Genomic DNA, 19,590 nt, shown 5'->3' on the forward strand with positions numbered 1-19,590 from the left:
GCTAGCTCTCTTTCTCTTTAGCGTATTTTGTAAACAGAAGTATAGCAGAATTACTTACCAATTTCTCCTCGTTTTGAAAAAACGTCTTTTAAAGTTCGAAAAACGTTTTTTACCTGTTTATGCTCTTTTCCTATTTGAACAAAAATCACAAAAATTTTAATTTTGCTGCTCATATTACAATTCTGCTTATGTAAAATGGCTTTATCACAGGTTTTTAGGCTAATTTCAAGATTTTAACACACAGAAATTTCAAAAAAATAAAATTGACTAGACCGATATGCTTTAATAATATGGAGTCAAATATCAAAAAATGTCGTAATTTATCAAAATATGATTCCATTTACATGACAGGAGGGAAGTACAAATGGCGGATGTCTCTTATCGGCTCGGAATAGACATAGGTGGAACATTTACTGATTTATCGCTGATGAATGAAGCAACAGGGGAGCTGACTGAACTCAAGACACCTACAGTGACAGATGACCCAGCTCAAGGAATTATCAATGGGCTAAAACTTCTAAAAGAAAGAGGTGTCGATTTATCCAAAATCCAATATCTCGTACACGGCATGACAATCGGTCTTAATACATTATTGCAGAGAAAGGGAGCAGATTTAGCCCTTTTTGTAACGGAAGGTTTTCAAGACATTTTGTCATTACAGCGTTTACGTCTACCCATCCCTTATGACTTCAATTCTCAATTGCCAGAACCATTGATACCACGAAAACATGTATATCCAATCTCTGAAAGGCTCATACACGATGGTTCGATCAAAAAACCTCTCCAACTGCAGCAATTAGATGATGCTGTCCAGCAGGTCATCTCTAAAAAACTAGCAGGCATTGTCATTTCTTTTTTACATAGCTATCAAAATCCAGTTCATGAATTACAGGCAAAAGCCTATATTCATCATCATTACCCACAGTTAGAAGTCCTGACATCATCAGAATTATGGCCACAAATGAGAGAATATGAGCGGACAGTGATGTCTGTTGTCAATTTGTACATTCAACCAAAGGTGAAACAATATTTACAAACGTTGAAAAACCGCTTGAAAGAAGAAGGTGTACCAATTTCTCCATACATTACCCAATCAAATGGTGGTTTAATGGATGCAGAAAGCGCAGCCACTTCACCCGTTAAAACACTTTTTTCTGGCCCGGCAGCTGGAGTAATTGGTGCGGCAAGAATTGCAACATCTGCAAATGAACCCAATTTAATTACGTTTGATGTTGGTGGCACAAGTGCAGATATCTCGATCATTCAAAATGGGCAGCCTACAATGGCTCAATCGAATCAGCTTTCAGGATTTCCGATCATTCTTCCATCTGTTGCAATGTATTCGATAGGGGCTGGCGGAGGTTCTGTCGCATGGCTTGATCAAGGCGGGCTCCTTAAAGCAGGACCGGAATCAGTTGGCTCGCAGCCTGGACCTGCTTCGTATGGAAAGGGGAAAAAAGCTGCTTTAACCGATGCATTTCTCATATGCGGTTACCTCAATCAAGATCGGTTTGCCGGAGGACATTTACAATTGCAGCGGTCTGCAGCGGAAATAGCCTTTCAGCCAATTGCTGATCAGCTTCATAAAACGGTCGAACAGGCGGCTGACCAGTTGATTCAAGTGGCTGTTGCCAATATGTACACAGAACTAAGCAATGTCATGGAGCAGCAAGGGTTTGATCCTAGAGATTTTAGTTTGCTAGCATTTGGCGGGGCAGGGCCTGTTGTCGCGAATTTCCTTGCGAGAGAAATTCATGCGAAAAATGTGGTCGTCCCTCCAAGTCCAGGGACATTATGTGCGCTAGGTGCACTTACAGCCGATTTTATCCATGATGCTGTGTTGTCTAAGAAAATCTGCTTACAAGACTATACGATGGACGAATTAAAACAAGATTATGAAATGCTTTCTCGCAAAGCAACGGATTGGTTCAGCCAGCAAAACATTCAACATATCAAACAAACGTCCATTTTGTTATTAGCAGATGCCCGCTATCAAGGACAGGCATTTGAGATTGAATTGCCATTATCGGTGGATTGGCTAAAGCAGGAACAAGACGTCTATCATCTGATTGAAGCTTTCCACAGCCTGCATGAGCGTCAATATGGCCATAGAGATGATCAGGCGAACATTGAATTTACTCATTTGCGAGTTCGGGTTATAGGTGAAACGCCTCCACTGCCTTTCTCTCCTGTTGATGAGAGCAGCGGACAGCCTTTAATACCACAATCATACAGACGAATCTTTATAGAAGAAAAAGAGTACGAAGCATCTGTTTACAATCGGAGTACTTTGTCGTTAGGTGCTGTTGTGAATGGACCTGCCATCATTGAGCAAGATGATACGACAACATTGATTTTGCCAAACTGGGCAGGCAGCATAGACCATTCAGGAAACTTGGTGATTTCAAGGGAGGCGTCTTTACATGGGAACTGATCCAGCAAAGCTTGAGATGATGAGGAGTTATTTTAATGCGATTGCATCAGGTATGGGACATGTCATTGAGCGGACATCCTTTACAACATTCGTAAAAGAATCGGCGGATTTTGCCACAGCATTAGCCACGCCTTCTGGAGATTTCTTTGTTTACCCAAAAACAGTCGGTGTCACGATCTTTTTAGGGCTGAGTCTCAGAAAAGCGATTGAAGAAAGCGGACCGATGCAGCCGGGTGACATTATCATCACAAATGATCCTTATACGACAGACGGTTTAGCGACTCATTTGCCAGATGTCCATATCATCAAACCCATTTTTATAGAAGATGAAATTGTCAGCTATGCCTGGTCTTTTGTTCATGTAAGTGATGTGGGAGGTCTTGTCCCTTCAAGCATTTCTCCAACTGCAACAGATGTTCATCAGGAGGGATTAAGAATTCCGCCAGTGAAAATCTATGAAGGTGGAAAAGAGAATCAGGTTGTTCGTACCTTTTTAAGAGCTAATAGCCGGGCGAGTCATTTAAATGATGGCGATATTAATGCGATGATTGCCGCTGTTAATACAGCAGAAATCAGACTAAAAGAAATGATCGAGAAATTTGGAAAAAACGAAGTGAAGCAAGGAATGATTGATCTGCTGAAGCAAGCAGAGGATCGCGCAGGAAAAGTAATTGAAGCCATTCCTGATGGAACGAGTGAATTCGCTGATTACTTGGATGATGATATGATTTCGGACGTGCCGATCCGATTAAAGGTCAAGCTGACGGTCAAAGGGAAACAGCTGACACTGGACTTCTCTGAGTGTGATCCGCAAGTTAAGACAGCTTTTAATCTTGTCACCAATGGTCAAAAGCACTCCTTCTTATATCAAGGATTGATTAATTACATCATTAGTAAAGATCCTTTTATTCCGATTAATGGTGGGATTACGTATCCGATAGACGTGATTTCACCTAAAGGAACGCTTGTCCATCCAGAATATCCGGCTTCTGTCGGTATTCGGCATTCCATTACAATGAGACTGTATAATGTCGTGCTAGGTGCTATTGGTAAGCTGTTGCCTGAAGCAGTGCCGGCGGCAGGTGCAGGTCAATCCGCTATCGTCGTTCTCTCTGTTCCTGATGATCAAACAGGAGGCAGAAAAATGTCTGTGGTTGAACCGTTAGGCGGAGGCGGCGGTGCTCAAAAAGGGACTGATGGAGTAGATGGAATTGATCATTCGTCAGGATTTTTAAAAAATACACCCATTGAGAGCTTGGAACAGCATATTGATATTCATGTACACCGATATGAACTGCTGCCGAACACAGGTGGAGCAGGGGAACATAGAGGGGGACATGCGATTGGCTTGGAATTTGAAATGATCAAGCCAGAATCGATGGTGACGGCACGAGGAATGGAACGAATGAAGTTTCAACCTTGGGGGTTAATGGGCGGCCGAGCAGGAGCAATTGGTGAGGTGAAATTGACCAAACCAAATGGGGAGACACAAAACCAGCCGAAAATTGATGTTATGCGTCTTGAAAAAGGCGATATTGTTCAATTGATTTCACCAAGTGGAGGAGGATGGGGGAATCCATTTGCTAGAACGAAAGAAAAAGTCCTTCATGAAGTGGAAGCAGGGCTATTAAGTGAAGAAAGAGCACTTCAGCAATATGGCGTCAAAGTCTATCGAGACCATAATGAATGGAAAATTGATGACGAACAGACGAGCAGGCTTCGTGAAAAGATGAATGATGCTGATGCTGTCGCTTGGGATTTTGGAGAGCAAAGAGTAGCTTATGAGAAAGTGTGGACGGACGAAGCCAGCAGTGAGCTTGCTGTGCAGCTTCGTTCATACCCAGCAAATGAGCGTACGCACTATAAACATGCGGTTCATTCTCATTTTGGTCATAGACAGGAACCGTTAAGAAAGATGGATATTATTCAAGCACTTCATCACTTGAATCAACAAAAAGGGGGAAATGAATCATGAAAAGAAGAGTAATCGCCATGTTTGCAGGTGTCCTATCCGTCATGTTACTGCTGTCTGCATGCGGTGGAAATGGGCAGGACCAAAGTAAACAGCAGCAGACTGTGATCGTTGGTGTCTACGGAGGGGATTGGGAAAAGAATATTAAGCCAATCCTCGAAAAGTTTGAAAAGGATACAGGCATTAAAGTACAAACGGTCTCTGGGGCAGATTCTGAATGGTTTACAAAATTAAAAGCATCTAATGGTAAAAATCCACCGTATGATTTGCTTATTTTACAGCCTGATACGATTCAAAGAGGTATTGCGGCAAACGTTCTTGCGCCTATTGATGAAGATCAAGCGCCAAATGTGAAAAAGCTTTATCGTTCTGTTCAAAAGAAACTTACTGTTGATGGAAAACAATATGCAGCAGGCTTTAGTATGGGACAGCTTGGAATTGCTTATAGAAAAGATCTTGTCAAACAGGAGCCAAACAGCTGGACAGATTTATGGAGCGATCAGCTGAAAGGGAAAGTGGCGATTTCTTCCCCAACTTATTCAGCGGGCTTACAATTTTTCTCTGCACTTGTCCATGCTCAAGGAGGGACAGAATCAAATCCTAAGGATATTGATAAAGCATTTAAAAGCCTCGCACAATTAAAAGGGCGTGTAGCTGCTTTTCCTGATAACCCAGGGTCTATTCAAACGCTGTTAGAACGTGGTGACGTGACGGCAGTTCCATATTGGGATGGCCGAGCATTTGCACTTGAAGAAGAAGGGATGGATATTGGATTCTCATATCCGAAAGAAGGCGCTGTGGCGGCAGTTGCGAGCTGGGCGTTAACAAAGGGAAGTCAGCATGAGGAAGCGGCTTATAAGCTATTAAACTACCTTAGTGGGAAAGAAGCTCAAGAAGCCTTCTCAGAAAAATCTTACTATGGCATGTCAAATTCTGATGTGAAATACGGAGACAAAATTAAAGGGAAAGTGAAAGTTGGCGAAAATTATTATAGCAAGCTGACTTGGGTAGATTACGAAACAGCGACTTCAGAGCTCGGTCAATGGACGAATCGATGGAATGAAGTATTAGGCGGAGGAAAATAGGTGATCGCATGAGTGGAATCAATTTAGAACATATCAGCCAGCATTTTGGCGAGCAGATTGCTCTTGATGATGTCAGTCTTACGGTAAAAGAGGGAGAGTTTTTCTCCCTTCTTGGCCCTAGTGGCTGCGGAAAATCAACTTTACTCAATATCATTGGCGGTTTTTTAGAACCGACAAAAGGAGTCGTCTATATTGGTGATCAGGATGTGACGACTTTACCTCCTTATCAAAGGAAAACGGGGATGGTCTTTCAAAGCTATGCACTTTTCCCACATCTCACCGTATTTGATAATGTTGCATATGGGTTGAAGGTTCAAAAGAAAAAGAAGGCGGAAATCAAGCAAAAGGTGATGGAGAGCTTGTCTCTTGTTCAATTAGAGTCATTTGCCAAACGTATGCCGCACCAATTAAGTGGTGGTCAGCAGCAACGGGTCGCAATTGCACGGGCACTTGCTATCCAGCCGGCTGTTCTCCTTCTGGATGAACCACTCAGTAACCTAGATGCAAAGCTAAGAAAAAATATGCAGACGGAGCTGCGAAATATTCAACGGAATGTCGGAATTACGACTATTCTTGTGACGCATGATCAGGAGGAAGCCTTAAGCCTTTCCGACCGAATTGGGATATTAGGTGAGGGGAAAATTCAGCAGATTGGGACACCTTTAGAAGTATATCGTCAGCCAAATAATCGTTTTGTTGCTGAATTTATCGGACAGGTCAATCTATTTGAAGCGGAGTATGATGAAGTTACTTCCACATACACTGTTCCACATTTCACTCAATCAAATGGGAAGCAAGTTCAGCTAAAAGCTGCCGCATTTAAAGAGAAGAGCGAGAAGCATTTACTCATGCTGCGTCCTGAGAGAATCAAGTTATCTTCTGGCGGGGAGGAAGTTCAGCCAAATCATGTCACAGGAATGTTGGCAGATGTCAGTTATATTGGGCACTCTTTACGTTTGGTCGTTGGGCTTGATCAAGGTGAAATCATTGTCCATGCATCAGACGCAGCATTTCCCGAGCTGCCTCGAGTTGGAGAAACTGTGCATATTCATTGGCAGCCTGAAGATATTGTTTTCTTAGATTCGAAGGTGCATGCGTGATGCGAATCAAAAAAAAGAATCAGCGCTTTCATTGGTTTATGCTGCTGCCAGCTTGTTTGTTTCTAGTTGTATTCCTTCTTGCTCCGCTTGTGATGATGTTTGTCCTCAGTTTTCGTGATGTGGATTCGATGATGAATACGTTACAATCCTATAGTTTGTCTCAATATTTACATGTATTTACGACAGATGCATATGTGAAAGCAATTGGAAGTACTGTGTGGGTGGCCTTACAGACAACGGTGATTTGTTTATTGATGGCATATCCTGCAGCTTATGTGCTAGTGAAAGCACCTCATCCAAGATTGCGGGCTTTTTTCTATATCTTACTTGTATCGCCGCTTTTGACGAGTGTCGTCATTCGGACATTTGCATGGATCGTTCTTCTTTCGCAAAATGGCTTGATCAATGGCATGCTGATCGATTTACAACTGATTGAGAAACCGCTATCGATGCTGTGGAATATGAATGCGGTCATTATTGCTTATGTTCAAGTGATGCTGCCTTTTGCAGTGCTGCCTATTGCAACGAGCTTAACTGATATGGACCGTCACTTAAGACCGGCTTCTATGAGTCTTGGTGCTGGGCGTATACGGACATTTTTTCATGTGACCTTGCCGCTTACGATTCCAGGCATGATCACCGGAGCAATTATTGTCTTCTCACTTGCAGCAGGAAGTTATATTACTCCTCTGCTAGTCGGCGGACGGATGCAGCCGCTCTTGCCACTGTCCATTTATCAGCAGGTCATGCAGGTGTATAATTTGCCTCTTGCCGCTGCGATGTCTTTTACTTTATTGATTTGTGTGCTAGCGGTTGTCAGTCTATTAAGCTATCTATTGAAGCGTTGGGAGGCGAGGATGCATGCGTAAAAAATCAATAAGTGACCGTTTGCTTTCGGTTCTGATATGGACCGCAGGCTCACTCGTTTATCTCTTTTTAACCGTACCTGTTCTTGTCATTGTTCTTTCTGCTTTTAGCCCGAATGCCTTTCCTGAATTCCCGCCGACTTCATTTTCCGTTCGTTGGTTTCATGAGGTCGTGTCGAATCCAGAATGGATGGAATCTTTGCGTATCAGCGTGATTCTGTTATTGATTGTGACGCCGCTTACTGTTCTTTTAGGAACGATGGCTTCTTATGCTTTAGCAAGGCTTTCTTTTAAGGGAAAGGAAGCTGTTCAAGCCTTTATTTTGTCACCTCTTATGATTCCTCAGGTGGTATTAGGGATTGCGATGCTGTATTTGTTTACGGCTATGGGTTTTACAGGGTCTTTGTGGGCATTAGTCATTGGGCATGTCATCATTGGTTTTCCTTATGTGGTACGAACCGTGGGTGTCAGTGTTTCAAATCTTGATCCACGTCTTGAGCTAGCTTCCATGAATCTTGGTGCAGGGCCCATACGTACTTTCTTTCGTGTGACACTGCCCTTGATCAAGCCGGGCATTATCGCAGGTGGCGTGTTTTCTGCAGTGACATCATTTGGTGAAATCTCGATTAGTTTGTTCGTTTCTTCACCTCAAACCATTACGATTCCCGTGAGGACGTTTAATTACATTGAGCAAACTTTTGATCCGAGTGTCAATGCGATATCTGTCATATTTATTATCATTTCTATCATTGCGTTGCTCATTATTGAGAAAACGATTGGTCTGTCTAAGGTGATGTAAATATAATGAAGAAACAAGGAGCTGTCATTTGAAATGACAGCTCTTTTTGTATTGTTTTTTATGGTAAAAATATTCAAAGTTTTAGGGAATATAGTTCTTAAGATTTAAGAAAATGCGAGGCGTGATAGGAGACCTCTCTCCTACATTTTCGGTCATATTTGCAAAATTTAAGGAAAAACATGAAATTTTTGCGGTAATTGGTCATTTATTTTCGGTGGAACGCAACTATTATTAGTTATTTTCGGTAAATATCGTAAATTATGATGTGATCCCTTCGGCATAACGCATGAATCTTTACACCCATTTTTCGGTGAAAAAAACAATAATTTCATATAAAGTGGACGTAAATAGAAAATATCTAAAAGAAAAGAAGAAAAAGGCAAATCTATGGAAACATAGAGACGCAAAGCCATGTCCTAAGGTAAAAGTTTCTTTTTTTACTATGGTCGGCAGGTTACCGAATCAAAATGGGAGTCCCTCCGTTTTATTCGGGGTGGGCTCCTTTTCTGTTATTCCGTCTATTTTAATGAAATAGACTTGGTTCTTTTGATATAGAGGGTGCAGGGTATCACATTTGGTGGAGAAAACATAGAAGAGCGGAGGATAAGAATGAGTACAGTTTATTACCCCTTAACACATGCGCAAAAGCGAGTATTCTACACGGAAAGATTTTATCCAGGCACAAGTATTTCTAATTTGGGTGGGTTTGCCAAGTTAAGATCGGTATCAGGTCTAAATCCTTCTTTGATCGTTGATGTGCTTCAAGCGTACATTCGTGAAACTGATTCTCTTCGTTTAAGGCTGGTGTATCAACATGAGCAGGAGGAGCCCGTTCAATATATCAAGCCATATGAAAAACAGCCGATTCGTTTGGTGAAAGGATGGAGTGAAAAGGAAATCAGGGCGTGGGCGAACGAGGAGATTCGTGAGCCGATGGAACTGATTGACCGTTCCTTAATCGAATTTACGGTCTTTCAAATCAGTGATCAAGAGTGCTGGCTGTTCTGTAAAGCGCATCATATTGTGGCTGATGGTATTTCAATTATCTTGATGGGAAACCGAATCATTGATCTATATCATGACATGCTTGAGGGGACAGACATCTCCCCAATTGAAGACATTTCCTTCGTTGATCACATCATGAGTGAGCAAACGTATGAATCTTCTAAACGTTTTCAGAAAGACCAAGCTTTTTGGAACGAGCAATTTGCCAATATTCCAGATTTCGCTTCTTTAACACCGCATAAAGGTTACGAGATGAGTTTACATGCGGAGAGATTTTCAGGGGATATTCCAGATGCTTTAAAGGAGAAGCTTCGCGTTTTTTGTGAAGAAGAGAAAGTCAGTATGCTTTCTATGTTTATGTCCGCTGTCTATATTTACTTGCACCGATTTAGCGGCATGGAGGATGTGGTCCTTGGCACTTTTATGGGCAATCGGACAAATGCAAAGGAAAAAAAGATGATTGGGATGTTTGTGTCGACCATTCCGATGCGCGCATCTGTGCAAGGATCCCTCACGTTTCTTGATTTCGTGAAGCAGGTCATGGCGGATCAGATGAAGATCTTGCGTCATCAAAAATATCCTTACAATGTGCTCATGAATGATTTAAGGGAAAGAGATGGATTTACAGGACGCCTGTTTGATATTTCTTTAGAGTATCAGGTCATGCAGTGGCAGAAAAAAGAGAATCTTTCGTTCATTACGGAGCCGATTTTTAGTGGAAGCGGAATGAATGATATATCGATTCATGTGAAAGACCGCTGGGATACAGATACATTGACCATTGATTTGGATTACCGTACAGATCTATTTAGTGAAGACGATATGAGTAAGCTGTTTGATCGATTGATGATTTTGCTGGAGGCGGCAGTCTCTCAGCCAGATCAGCTGATTGGGGCTCTCTCTTTACTGCCAGCAGATGAACAAAAGCAGCTGCTTCAATTATCTAAGGGAGAAGCATTTGATTTACCAGGAGCGAAACCAGTTCACCACTTATTTGATGAGGTAGCTAAAAAGTATTCAGATCGAGCAGCTGTGGTAGCGGAAAATGGAACGTTCACTTATGGAGAGCTGTATCAAAAAGCGGACAAACTGGCACGGTTTTTACAGATGAAAGGTGTCTCGTGTGATGTACCAGTTGCCGTTTTAATGGAACGGACGGCAGATGCGATGGTTGCCATTTTGGGGATATTAAAAGCTGGCGGTGCATATGTACCGATCGATCCGGCATTACCTGAGGAACGCATTCAATTTATTGTAGAAGATTCTGGTGCTTCTATCGTTTTAACAGAAGAATCGTTTGTTCAGCGATATTCATCCATTGCCGAAAAAATGGTTGTCCAGCAGCATATGGAATTAGAAGATCGTCCGCTGCCTGAGCTGATCGATCAGACGATATCACAGGATTTGGCTTATCTCATTTATACATCGGGTACGACTGGAAAGCCGAAGGGAGTGATGATCGAGCATCTTCAGCTGCATCATTTGGTTCATGCCCTGCATCACGAAGTGTATGAGGGGGCAAATCAGCTTCAAGTGGCGCTTCTTGCACCATTCCATTTCGATGCATCTGTTAAACAAATCTTTGCTGCTCTTTTATTTGGACATACGCTTCATATTGTGCCAAGAGAAACGACACGAAACGGTGTACAGCTAGCGGCTTATTACAAAGAACAACAAATTGAAGCAACAGATGGAACGCCAGCACATGTGCAGCTTTTACTTGCAGCGGATTTGGATGGGCTTGCACTGACTCACATGCTGATTGGGGGAGAAGCACTCCCTGCGAAAGCAGCGCAGGCGCTGATTGAAGCTGTGCGTGTCAGCCAGCCCGATTTTGCCTTGTGGAATGTGTATGGTCCGACGGAAACGTGTGTGGATGCGGCGGTTCACCGTCTAGATCTCAGTGAGATGCAGAAGTCACCAGAACAGCGCTATGTGTCAATTGGAAAGCCATTGGGCCATCATCGGATTTATATTTTAAATGAACATGAACAACTACAGGTGCAGGGAGCTGTGGGAGAACTATGCATTGCGGGAATAGGAGTTGGACGGGGCTATGTGAATCAGCCTGAATTGACGGAGAAGGCATTCAGACCAGATCCATTTTTTCCTGAAGACCGGATGTATCGCACAGGTGATGTAGTGAGATGGCTTCCAGATGGCACTATTGATTACCTTGGAAGAATAGATGACCAAGTAAAAATAAGAGGTTACCGCATCGAAACAGGTGAAATTGAGGCAGTCATGGAGCAGGTAGACGGAGTCGATCAGGCTGTCGTGCTTGTCGTGGATGAACCGGACGGTGGAAAGGCTTTAAGTGCTTACTATCAAGCACGACAAGAATTTCTTTCTGTGGACACCCTGCAAGCCGCTATCAAACATCAGCTGCCAGCTTATATGATGCCGCTTTATTTCAAGCAGCTTGAGGCATTTCCACTGACAGTTAGCGGGAAAGTCGACCGGCGTGCGCTTGCTGCATTAAAAGGAGACAAGGCCGTCAGTGCTGTTTATGTAGCGCCTAGAAACGATGTAGAAACGAAGCTTGTTCGTTTGTGGGAAGACGTTCTTCATCAAGAGAACATAGGTGTGTACGACTCATTCTTTGACCTAGGCGGGCATTCACTCAAAGCGATGAAAGTTCTTACACTCGTTCAGCGGGCTTTTCAAGTGGAGGTCCCTTTATCTGTTTTATTTGAACAGCAAACGATTGCAGCACTTGCTGGTTATATTGAACAAGCGGAAAAGTCTTCACAAGTGGTCATACCGAAAGCACCGACTGCCGCCGATTATCCACTGTCACCAGCGCAGCAGCGTGTTTATATGGTGACTCAGTTGGAGCAGAGCATCGCCTATCATATGCCTGCCGTTGTGAAATTAAGAGGAACGCTGCAACGAGAGAAATTGGAGGGAGCTTTTGAAAAACTGATCGCACGTCATGATATGCTACGCACTTCTTTTCATACAGTCAAAGGAGTCCCTCGTCAGCGGGTAGCTTCATCCGTTCCATTTCAAATAGAACAGGTGACAGGCAGCACGATGGAAGAGAACATGCGTCAATTTGTCCGACCTTTTTATCTTGAGCAGGCTCCGCTTTTGCGTGTTGGGCTACAGTCTTTACATGATCAGGAGCATCTTCTCTATTTCGATATGCATCATCTGATTTCAGATGGTCTTTCAATTGATTTGATGCTGCGTGAGCTGTCTAACGCTTATGAGGGATCAGTGAAAGCGCCATTGAAGCTTCAATATCAAGATTATGCTGTTTGGCAAGAACAACAGGCAGAGCAAGGCGGTCAAATAGATGAAGCATTCTGGCTGAAAGAATTTTCAGGAGATATCCCTGCTTTGCAGCTGCTAACGGATTATCAGCGTCCGGCTGTCCAGTCTTTCGCTGGGGATCGCGTTCTCAGGAACATCGATGAGACGTTAACAGGCCGTTTGCAGGAGCTTGCAGCGAATCATCATACGACGCTGTATACCGTGTTGCTTTCTGCTTACTATACATTGCTTGCGAAATACACAGGTCAAAAGGAGTTTGTGGTGGGGACGCCAACAGCAGGCCGGGTGCATGCAGATTTGAATGACATGATCGGCATGTTTGTCCAAACACTTGCTTTACGTTCAGAGGTAGATCCGAACGGTTCAATGACACAGTTGATTGAGCAAGTAAAGGAAAAGACGATGAGGGCGTTTGAGCATCAGCAATATCCATTTGAGCGGCTGCTTGAAAAGCTAAATGTGCAAAGAGATTTTAGCCGCCATCCATTGTTTGATACGGTCTTTACTCTGACGCCAGATCATTCAACAACCCAGCATATTGGAGAGATGAAAGTCGAAGTCGAGGAAACCAATTTCCATATTGCAAAGTTTGATCTCACACTTCAAGCGATGGAGTCAAGTCATGGTCTTTCCTTTGTTCTCGATTATAGTACGGCGTTATTTAAACGAAGTACAGCCGAGCAGATGCTCAAGCATTATGTTTATCTTCTGGAGCAGATGGTCGAAGTGCCGGAGCAAGCGATTCAATCATACCGCTTACTGTCTGAACAAGAGGCAGCGGCTCAATTGAAGATGTGGAACCCGTTACCTACGCCATATCCTGCGGAAGAAACCATTGTGACCCAATTTGAATCACAAGTACATCAGCATGGTCATCAGCCTGCTTTGCAATGTAAAGATGAGGTTCTTTCTTATCAAGAGCTGAATCGCAGAGTGAACCAGCTGGCTCATTATTTACACGAACATGGTTTTGAAAAAGGGATGAAAGCGGCTTTATTCTTTGAACGTTCCAATGAGATGGTGTTGTCGGTTTTAGCTGTGCTAAAGGCTGGCGGTGTCTATGTGCCAATTGATCCTGACTTCCCTGATGAACGTATCAAGCACTTTTTGACAGATAGTGGTGCACAGTTTGTCCTGACCCATCAGGTGCTGCGTCATCGTTCTGTGCTTACTGCGTTTGAAGGGAAAATCATAGAAACAGAAGATCAAGCCGTTGATCAGCAGTCAGAGAGCAATCCAGTTGTATGTGTTTCGCCTTTGGACTTGGCGAATTTGACCTACACATCTGGTACGACAGGCAAACCTAAAGGGAACATGGTGACGCACCGGAACATTTTGAGAACAGTGAAGCAGTCGAATTATCTCACCATTCATCATGATGACACGGTGATGAGCCTTTCAAACTATGTATTTGATGCATTTATGTTTGATGTGTTTGGCGCTTTATTGAACGGAGCGAAACTCATTGTTATGCCAAAGGATAACATCTTAAATATGAATGAGCTTTCTGGCGCGATTGAGAAGGAAAAAGTCAGTATTTTAATGATCACGACCGCTCTATTTCACTTACTGATTGATATGAAAAAAGGCAGCCTGAAAAACGTCAGAAAAGTGCTGTTTGGCGGGGAACGTGCTTCTGTGCCGCATGTTGTGGCAGCGCTTGAAACGGTTGGAGAAGACAAACTTATTCATATGTATGGACCTTCTGAAAGCACGATTTTCACAACGTATTATCCGGTGAATCACATTGAAGAACAAGCACTATCGATTCCGATCGGAAAGCCGGTGAGTCAAACGGCTGTTTATATTGTCGATGAGTTTGGACAAGTGCAGCCGCCGGGAGTTGCTGGAGAGCTTTGTGTTGCAGGTGATGGACTGGTCATGGGGTATTATCACCAACCAGAGTTAACGAGCGAAAAGTTTGTTGAAAATCCTTTCCGATCTGGTGAAGTCATGTACAAAACGGGCGATCTCGCACGATGGCTGTCAAATGGAGATATTGAATTTATTGGACGAATAGATCACCAAGTCAAGATTCGAGGTCAGCGTATCGAGCTTGGCGAAATTGAACACCAGCTATTGCAGCATCCGCAGGTGAAGGAAGCCGTTGTCATTGCGATATCAAATGATACATTGTGTGCATATTTCACAGCAGAAGGTGCTGTTCCGCTGTCGGATTTACGTGAGCAAGCAGGACGAGAACTCCCTGTTTATATGATGCCAGCTTTCTTCATGCAATTAGACGAGCTGCCACTAACGGGGAATGGCAAGGTAGACAGACGGGCATTACCGGTACCTGATGTAAGTGAACAGGCGGCAAATGAATACGTCCCTCCTCAATCAGATACAGAGCGTATATTGGCAAACATTTGGCAGGAAGTTCTTGAAGTGCCGAAAATCGGCAGACATGATCATTTCTTTGAATGCGGAGGTCATTCACTGCGCGGCATGAAAATGCTGAACAGGCTTTATGAAGAGATGCATGTGGAATGTACGTTGAAAACATTATTTGAATCACCCACTTTAGAGGCGTTTGCCCTTGCGGTGGATCAAACAGATCGAACTGAAATCAGGCGAGTGGAGAAAGCGGAAGAAGCGGCTTTTTATCCAGTGACATCTGCTCAGAAAAGATTGTTTGTTCTGCAAAAAATGACAGATGCCGAGCAGAGCTATCATATGCCAGCTGCTTTAAAGCTTGAAGGTGTATTTGATGAAAAACGATTTAAAAAAGCCATTGACCAGCTTGTTTATCGTCATGAAGCATTCCGTACGAGCTTTGACTTCGTTCAGGGTGAACCTGTTCAGCGAATTGAAACGAATGTTTCTGTGAACATTGAAAACATCGAAGGGGATGGCCGAGACATTCAGCAATTAATGAATGATTTTATCCGTCCATTTGATTTAGGAAGAGCGCCGCTGCTCAGAGTGGGGCTTGTGTCTGAATCGGAGAGTGTTCATTATCTGTTGATTGATATGCACCACATCATTTCAGATGGTGCGTCTGTCGGTATTTTAATTGATGAGCTTTCGATCTTGTATCGAGGAGACGAACTTGATGAATTGCCTATTCAATATAAGGACTATGCGGTTTGGTCAAACAGTGAAGAATCTCTTGTGAAAAAAGCGGAAGAAGCGGCGTTTTGGTTGGAACAATTACAAGGAGAACTGCCTGTTTTGGCGCTGCCTGAGGATCTTCCGAGACCAAAGGTTCAGACGTTTGAAGGGGGCTGCGTCGAATTCTCTATAGACGGTGCGCTTAAAGCGCAATTGGATGAGTTGGTTAGATCACTCAACAGTACAACGTATACAGTGCTGCTTGCTTGCTACAGTACGCTTTTAAGCAAGCTTTCGAGACAAGAAGACATCATGATCGGTTCTCCAGTGGTGGGCAGAACCCATCCTGATATTCAATCAGTCATCGGCATGTTTGTGAATACGCTGGCACTCAGAACAAAACCAGAAGGACATCAGACATTTTCTCAATTTGCGTCAACAGTTCATGAGCTTGTGTTAGAGGCAAATGAACATCAACTTTACCCATTTGAAGAATTGGTGGACCAAGTACAAACGGTTCGCGACACAAGCCGTCATCCAATCTTTGATGTGGTGTTCTCGATGGAAAATGCAGATATTCGTAACCTGTCGATGGATGGACTTGATATTATTCCACAGCCGTTCAATGAGAACATAGCAAAATTTGACTTGACCTTAACTGGAAACGAATCTGACGATCAAATCGAGCTTGTGTTTGATTTTAATTCTTCTATCTTTGAACGTTCGTCGATTGAGAAGTGGAAGGAGTATTTCCTTTACTTGATCGAACAAATGGTGTCAGCACCAGATCAACTATTAGATCAGATGCAATTATTATCACCAGCGCAGCAGCAAAAACTGCTTAATGAATGGTCAGGACCTATCCTAGATGTCCCGACAGATCAAACGGTTCATGCATTGATTGAGGTGAAGTCACAAGAAGTACCTCATCAAAAAGCCGCAACTTTCTGCGGCACAAGCTGGACGTATGAAGAACTGAACAACCGGGCGAATACAGTCGCCGCAAGACTTATTTCCAGCGGCACAAAACCGGGAGACCGCATCGGCATTCTCACGCGTCCATCGCTCGAGATGACAGCCGCTGTTCTCGGAGTTCTCAAAGCAGGTGCGGCATTCGTGCCAATTGATGCCGATTATCCAGCGCAGCGCATTGCCTACATGTTGGAAGATTGCGGGGCAGAGGTCCTTCTGATTCAGAAAGGGCTCACTGCACCACCTTCTTTCACAGGTCATACCCTCTTCATAGAAGAGGCGGTAGAAGGAGAAGCACACGAGATTCATGTTCCTATCAAACCAACGGATCTCGCTTATATGATTTACACATCTGGAACGACTGGACAGCCGAAGGGTGTCATGGTCGAGCATCAGTCTCTTGTCAATCTTGCTTTTTGGCACAATGATGCTTTCCAGGTGACGAAACAAGACCGAACCGCCAAATATGCCGGCTTTGGCTTTGATGCCTCCATTTGGGAGATGTTCCCGACGTGGATCGCCGGCGCAGAGCTCCATATCATCGACGAAGCGATTCGCCTCGATATGATCAAGCTCAATACGTATTTCAATGACGAAGGCATTACCATTGCGTTCCTGCCAACACAGCTATGTGAGCAGTTTATGTCGATGGACAATCATTCTCTCCGTTACTTACTGACAGGCGGGGACAAGCTGAAACAGGTGAAGCCCGTTCCATACAAACTCGTCAATAACTACGGCCCAACAGAAAATACGGTCGTGGCGACAAGCGGGATCATTGATCCAGATCAAGGCACGCTTCCTATCGGAACAGCGATTGCCAATACTCGTTTTTACATTATGGGTTCGTTATATGACCTCTCGCCGCAAGGCGTACCGGGTGAGCTCGTGATTGCGGGGAAAGGACTGGCAAGAGGCTACTGGAATCTCCCAGAGGAAACGGACAAACGGTTTGTCCCGGATCCGTTTTATCCTGGAGAGCGTATGTACCGTACAGGCGACTTGGTGAAATGGACAGAGGATGGCGAGCTGATCTACCTCGGTAGAAAAGACCATCAAGTGAACATCCGCGGATTCCGTATTGAGCTGTCAGAAATTGAAGTGCAGCTCCTTGCGCTGGATTCAGTCCAAGAAGCCGTCGTGACAACGGTCAAAGACGCAAGTGATCAAGACGCTCTTGTCGCTTACGCCATCACAGATAAAGAAACGGATACGTTGAAAGATAGCTTAAAGCGCACCTTGCCTGAATATATGGTGCCATCATGGATCATCAAGCTAGACCAACTGCCGATGACGGCAAATGGCAAAGTGGATCTCAAAGCACTGCCAGCACCTGATATGGAAGCGAATCAAACAGCATACGAAGCCCCAAGAGATGAAGTGGAAGCACTGCTTTGCGGCATTTGGGAAGATGTGCTTGGCGTCAGCCAAGTTGGTATTCACGACCACTTCTTCTTCCTTGGCGGAGATTCGATTAAAGGCATCCAAATGGCAAGCAGACTCACGCAAGAGGGCTGGAAGCTCGATATGAAACTGCTTTTCCAATATCCAACGATTGCGGAGCTTCGCCCATATATCGAAGAAGCGGACCTTCTCACAGCCGATCAGTCAGCTGTCGAAGGAGAGGTCATTTTAACACCAATTCAGCGCTGGTTCTTTGAACGGAACTTCAGCAGCCAACATCATTGGAATCAGTCTGTTATGCTCCATGCGGCAAATGGTTTGGATGAAGTGCTTGTCAAACAAGTGCTCGAGCAGATGATGACCCATCATGATGCTTTGCGATTGGTTTATCCGATAGAAGAAGGACGCATCATCCAGCGTCATCGTGGAGTAGACGAAAACGATGTAGCGGTAGACGTGGTAGAAGTTCAAGGAGAACGATCACAGCAAATCGAGCAGGTAGAAAAGCTGGCAAATGAAGTGCAGGTGAGTATTTCTTTAACAGAGGGACCATTAGTCAAACCTGCGATTTTCCGTACGGATCATGGAGATCACTTATTGCTCGTTGTACATCACCTTGTCATTGATGGTGTGTCATGGCGTATTTTCCTTGAAGACTTCATGGCTCTTTATGAGCAGGCGAAGCGCGGGGAGGAGCTGACACTTCCTGAAAAAACACATTCATTCCAAGCATATGCCCAGAAGTTGACGGAATACGCAGTGTCAGATGAGCTGCTGGCAGAAAGGGACTATTGGAAAAAGGTACTTGGGCATTTAACTGCACCTCTGCAAAAGGATCGTGTCACAGAGGATCAAAGAATGCTGCATACAAAAACCATTCGCTTTACGCTGTCTGAGGAAGAAACACGCAGCCTACTGACAGAAGTACATGAGGCGTACCACACGGAAATCAACGACATTTTGCTAACCGCTTTAGGATTGACCCTGAAAGAGTGGACAGGAGAAGACAGACACTTTATTCACCTTGAAGGACATGGAAGGGAAGACATCCTTCCGGCGGTCAATGTGTCGCGGACCATCGGCTGGTTTACGAGCATGTATCCTGTGCTGCTTGATTTGTCGCATGCGGAGGATCTTTCGTATCAAATCAAGCTTTTGAAAGAAGAGCTCAGACACATTCCGAACAAGGGAATCGGCTATGGCGTTTTAAAATACTTAACGCCTGACAAAATGAAGGACGGTCTCGCATTTGATGTCACGCCAGATATCAGCTTTAACTATCTTGGTCAGTTTGATGAACAGATTGGCGGGGGTGAACTAAGTCGATCCACTTGGCAGGCAGGTCAATCATTAAGTCCAGAATCAGAGAAACCTCATGCATTAGATATTGTTGGTTTCGTAGAACAGGGCATGTTCCATATGACGATGTCCTATCACCAGCTTGAATTTGAAGAGCAGACGATGGAACAGTTCAAGGACCTTTTAGAAAAGAACGTGAAGGCACTCATCTCACATTGTGTATCACAAGATGAAGCGCAAATTACGCCTAGTGATGTAGGAGACGATGACCTGACCATGGATGAACTTGAAAAGCTAATGGATATATTTTAAGCAAACGAA

General features: G+C 44.0%; 7 protein-coding genes and 1 riboswitch. All 7 genes read left to right on the forward strand.

Annotated features, from left to right (window positions below; translation table 11 throughout):
- The first annotated feature begins 364 nt into the window (after positions 1-364).
- The 7 genes from M2353_RS01560 to M2353_RS01590 all read left to right on the forward strand — a co-directional run bounded on the left by M2353_RS01560 (position 365) and on the right by M2353_RS01590 (position 19,581).
- On the forward strand, positions 365-2,434 hold the full coding sequence (locus M2353_RS01560) for a hydantoinase/oxoprolinase family protein (RefSeq protein WP_284724804.1): 2,070 nt from the start codon (positions 365-367) through the stop codon (positions 2,432-2,434).
- On the forward strand, positions 2,424-4,409 hold the full coding sequence (locus M2353_RS01565) for a hydantoinase B/oxoprolinase family protein (protein WP_284724805.1): 1,986 nt from the start codon (positions 2,424-2,426) through the stop codon (positions 4,407-4,409). The genes M2353_RS01560 and M2353_RS01565 overlap by 11 nt, the downstream gene beginning before the upstream one ends.
- Positions 4,406-5,491: an ABC transporter substrate-binding protein gene (locus tag M2353_RS01570; RefSeq protein ID WP_284724806.1), complete on the forward strand. Its 1,086-nt coding sequence runs from the start codon at positions 4,406-4,408 to the stop codon at positions 5,489-5,491. The genes M2353_RS01565 and M2353_RS01570 overlap by 4 nt, the downstream gene beginning before the upstream one ends.
- An 8-nt stretch (positions 5,492-5,499) precedes the next feature.
- Positions 5,500-6,591 carry an ABC transporter ATP-binding protein gene (locus tag M2353_RS01575; protein ID WP_041091065.1) on the forward strand — a complete coding sequence of 364 codons (1,092 nt, stop codon included), beginning with the start codon at positions 5,500-5,502 and terminating at the stop codon, positions 6,589-6,591.
- Positions 6,591-7,460, forward strand: coding sequence for an ABC transporter permease (locus M2353_RS01580; protein WP_284724807.1), 870 nt, complete (start codon positions 6,591-6,593; stop codon positions 7,458-7,460). The genes M2353_RS01575 and M2353_RS01580 overlap by 1 nt, the downstream gene beginning before the upstream one ends.
- Positions 7,453-8,256, forward strand: coding sequence for an ABC transporter permease (locus M2353_RS01585; RefSeq protein WP_008347828.1), 804 nt, complete (start codon positions 7,453-7,455; stop codon positions 8,254-8,256). The genes M2353_RS01580 and M2353_RS01585 overlap by 8 nt, the downstream gene beginning before the upstream one ends.
- 368 nt (positions 8,257-8,624) lie before the next feature.
- Positions 8,625-8,718, forward strand: a riboswitch (cyclic di-GMP riboswitch).
- A gap of 147 nt (positions 8,719-8,865) precedes the next feature.
- Entirely contained in the window at positions 8,866-19,581 is a 10,716-nt protein-coding gene (locus M2353_RS01590) for a non-ribosomal peptide synthetase (RefSeq protein ID WP_284724808.1), read from the forward strand.
- The last annotated feature ends 9 nt before the right edge of the window (positions 19,582-19,590 follow it).

The sequence above is a fragment of the Bacillus aerius genome, assembly GCF_029894105.1.
Classification (GTDB): domain Bacteria; phylum Bacillota; class Bacilli; order Bacillales; family Bacillaceae; genus Bacillus; species Bacillus altitudinis.

Bases quoted from the DNA above. Each gene is read 5' to 3' on its own strand.
- M2353_RS01560 (WP_284724804.1), top strand. From the start codon at position 365: ATGGCGGATGTCTCTTATCGGCTCGGAATAGACATAGGTGGAACATTT.
- M2353_RS01575 (WP_041091065.1), top strand. From the start codon at position 5,500: ATGAGTGGAATCAATTTAGAACATATCAGCCAGCATTTTGGCGAGCAG.
- M2353_RS01590 (WP_284724808.1), top strand. From the start codon at position 8,866: ATGAGTACAGTTTATTACCCCTTAACACATGCGCAAAAGCGAGTATTC.
- M2353_RS01565 (WP_284724805.1), top strand. From the start codon at position 2,424: ATGGGAACTGATCCAGCAAAGCTTGAGATGATGAGGAGTTATTTTAAT.
- M2353_RS01570 (WP_284724806.1), top strand. From the start codon at position 4,406: ATGAAAAGAAGAGTAATCGCCATGTTTGCAGGTGTCCTATCCGTCATG.
- M2353_RS01580 (WP_284724807.1), top strand. From the start codon at position 6,591: ATGCGAATCAAAAAAAAGAATCAGCGCTTTCATTGGTTTATGCTGCTG.
- M2353_RS01585 (WP_008347828.1), top strand. From the start codon at position 7,453: ATGCGTAAAAAATCAATAAGTGACCGTTTGCTTTCGGTTCTGATATGG.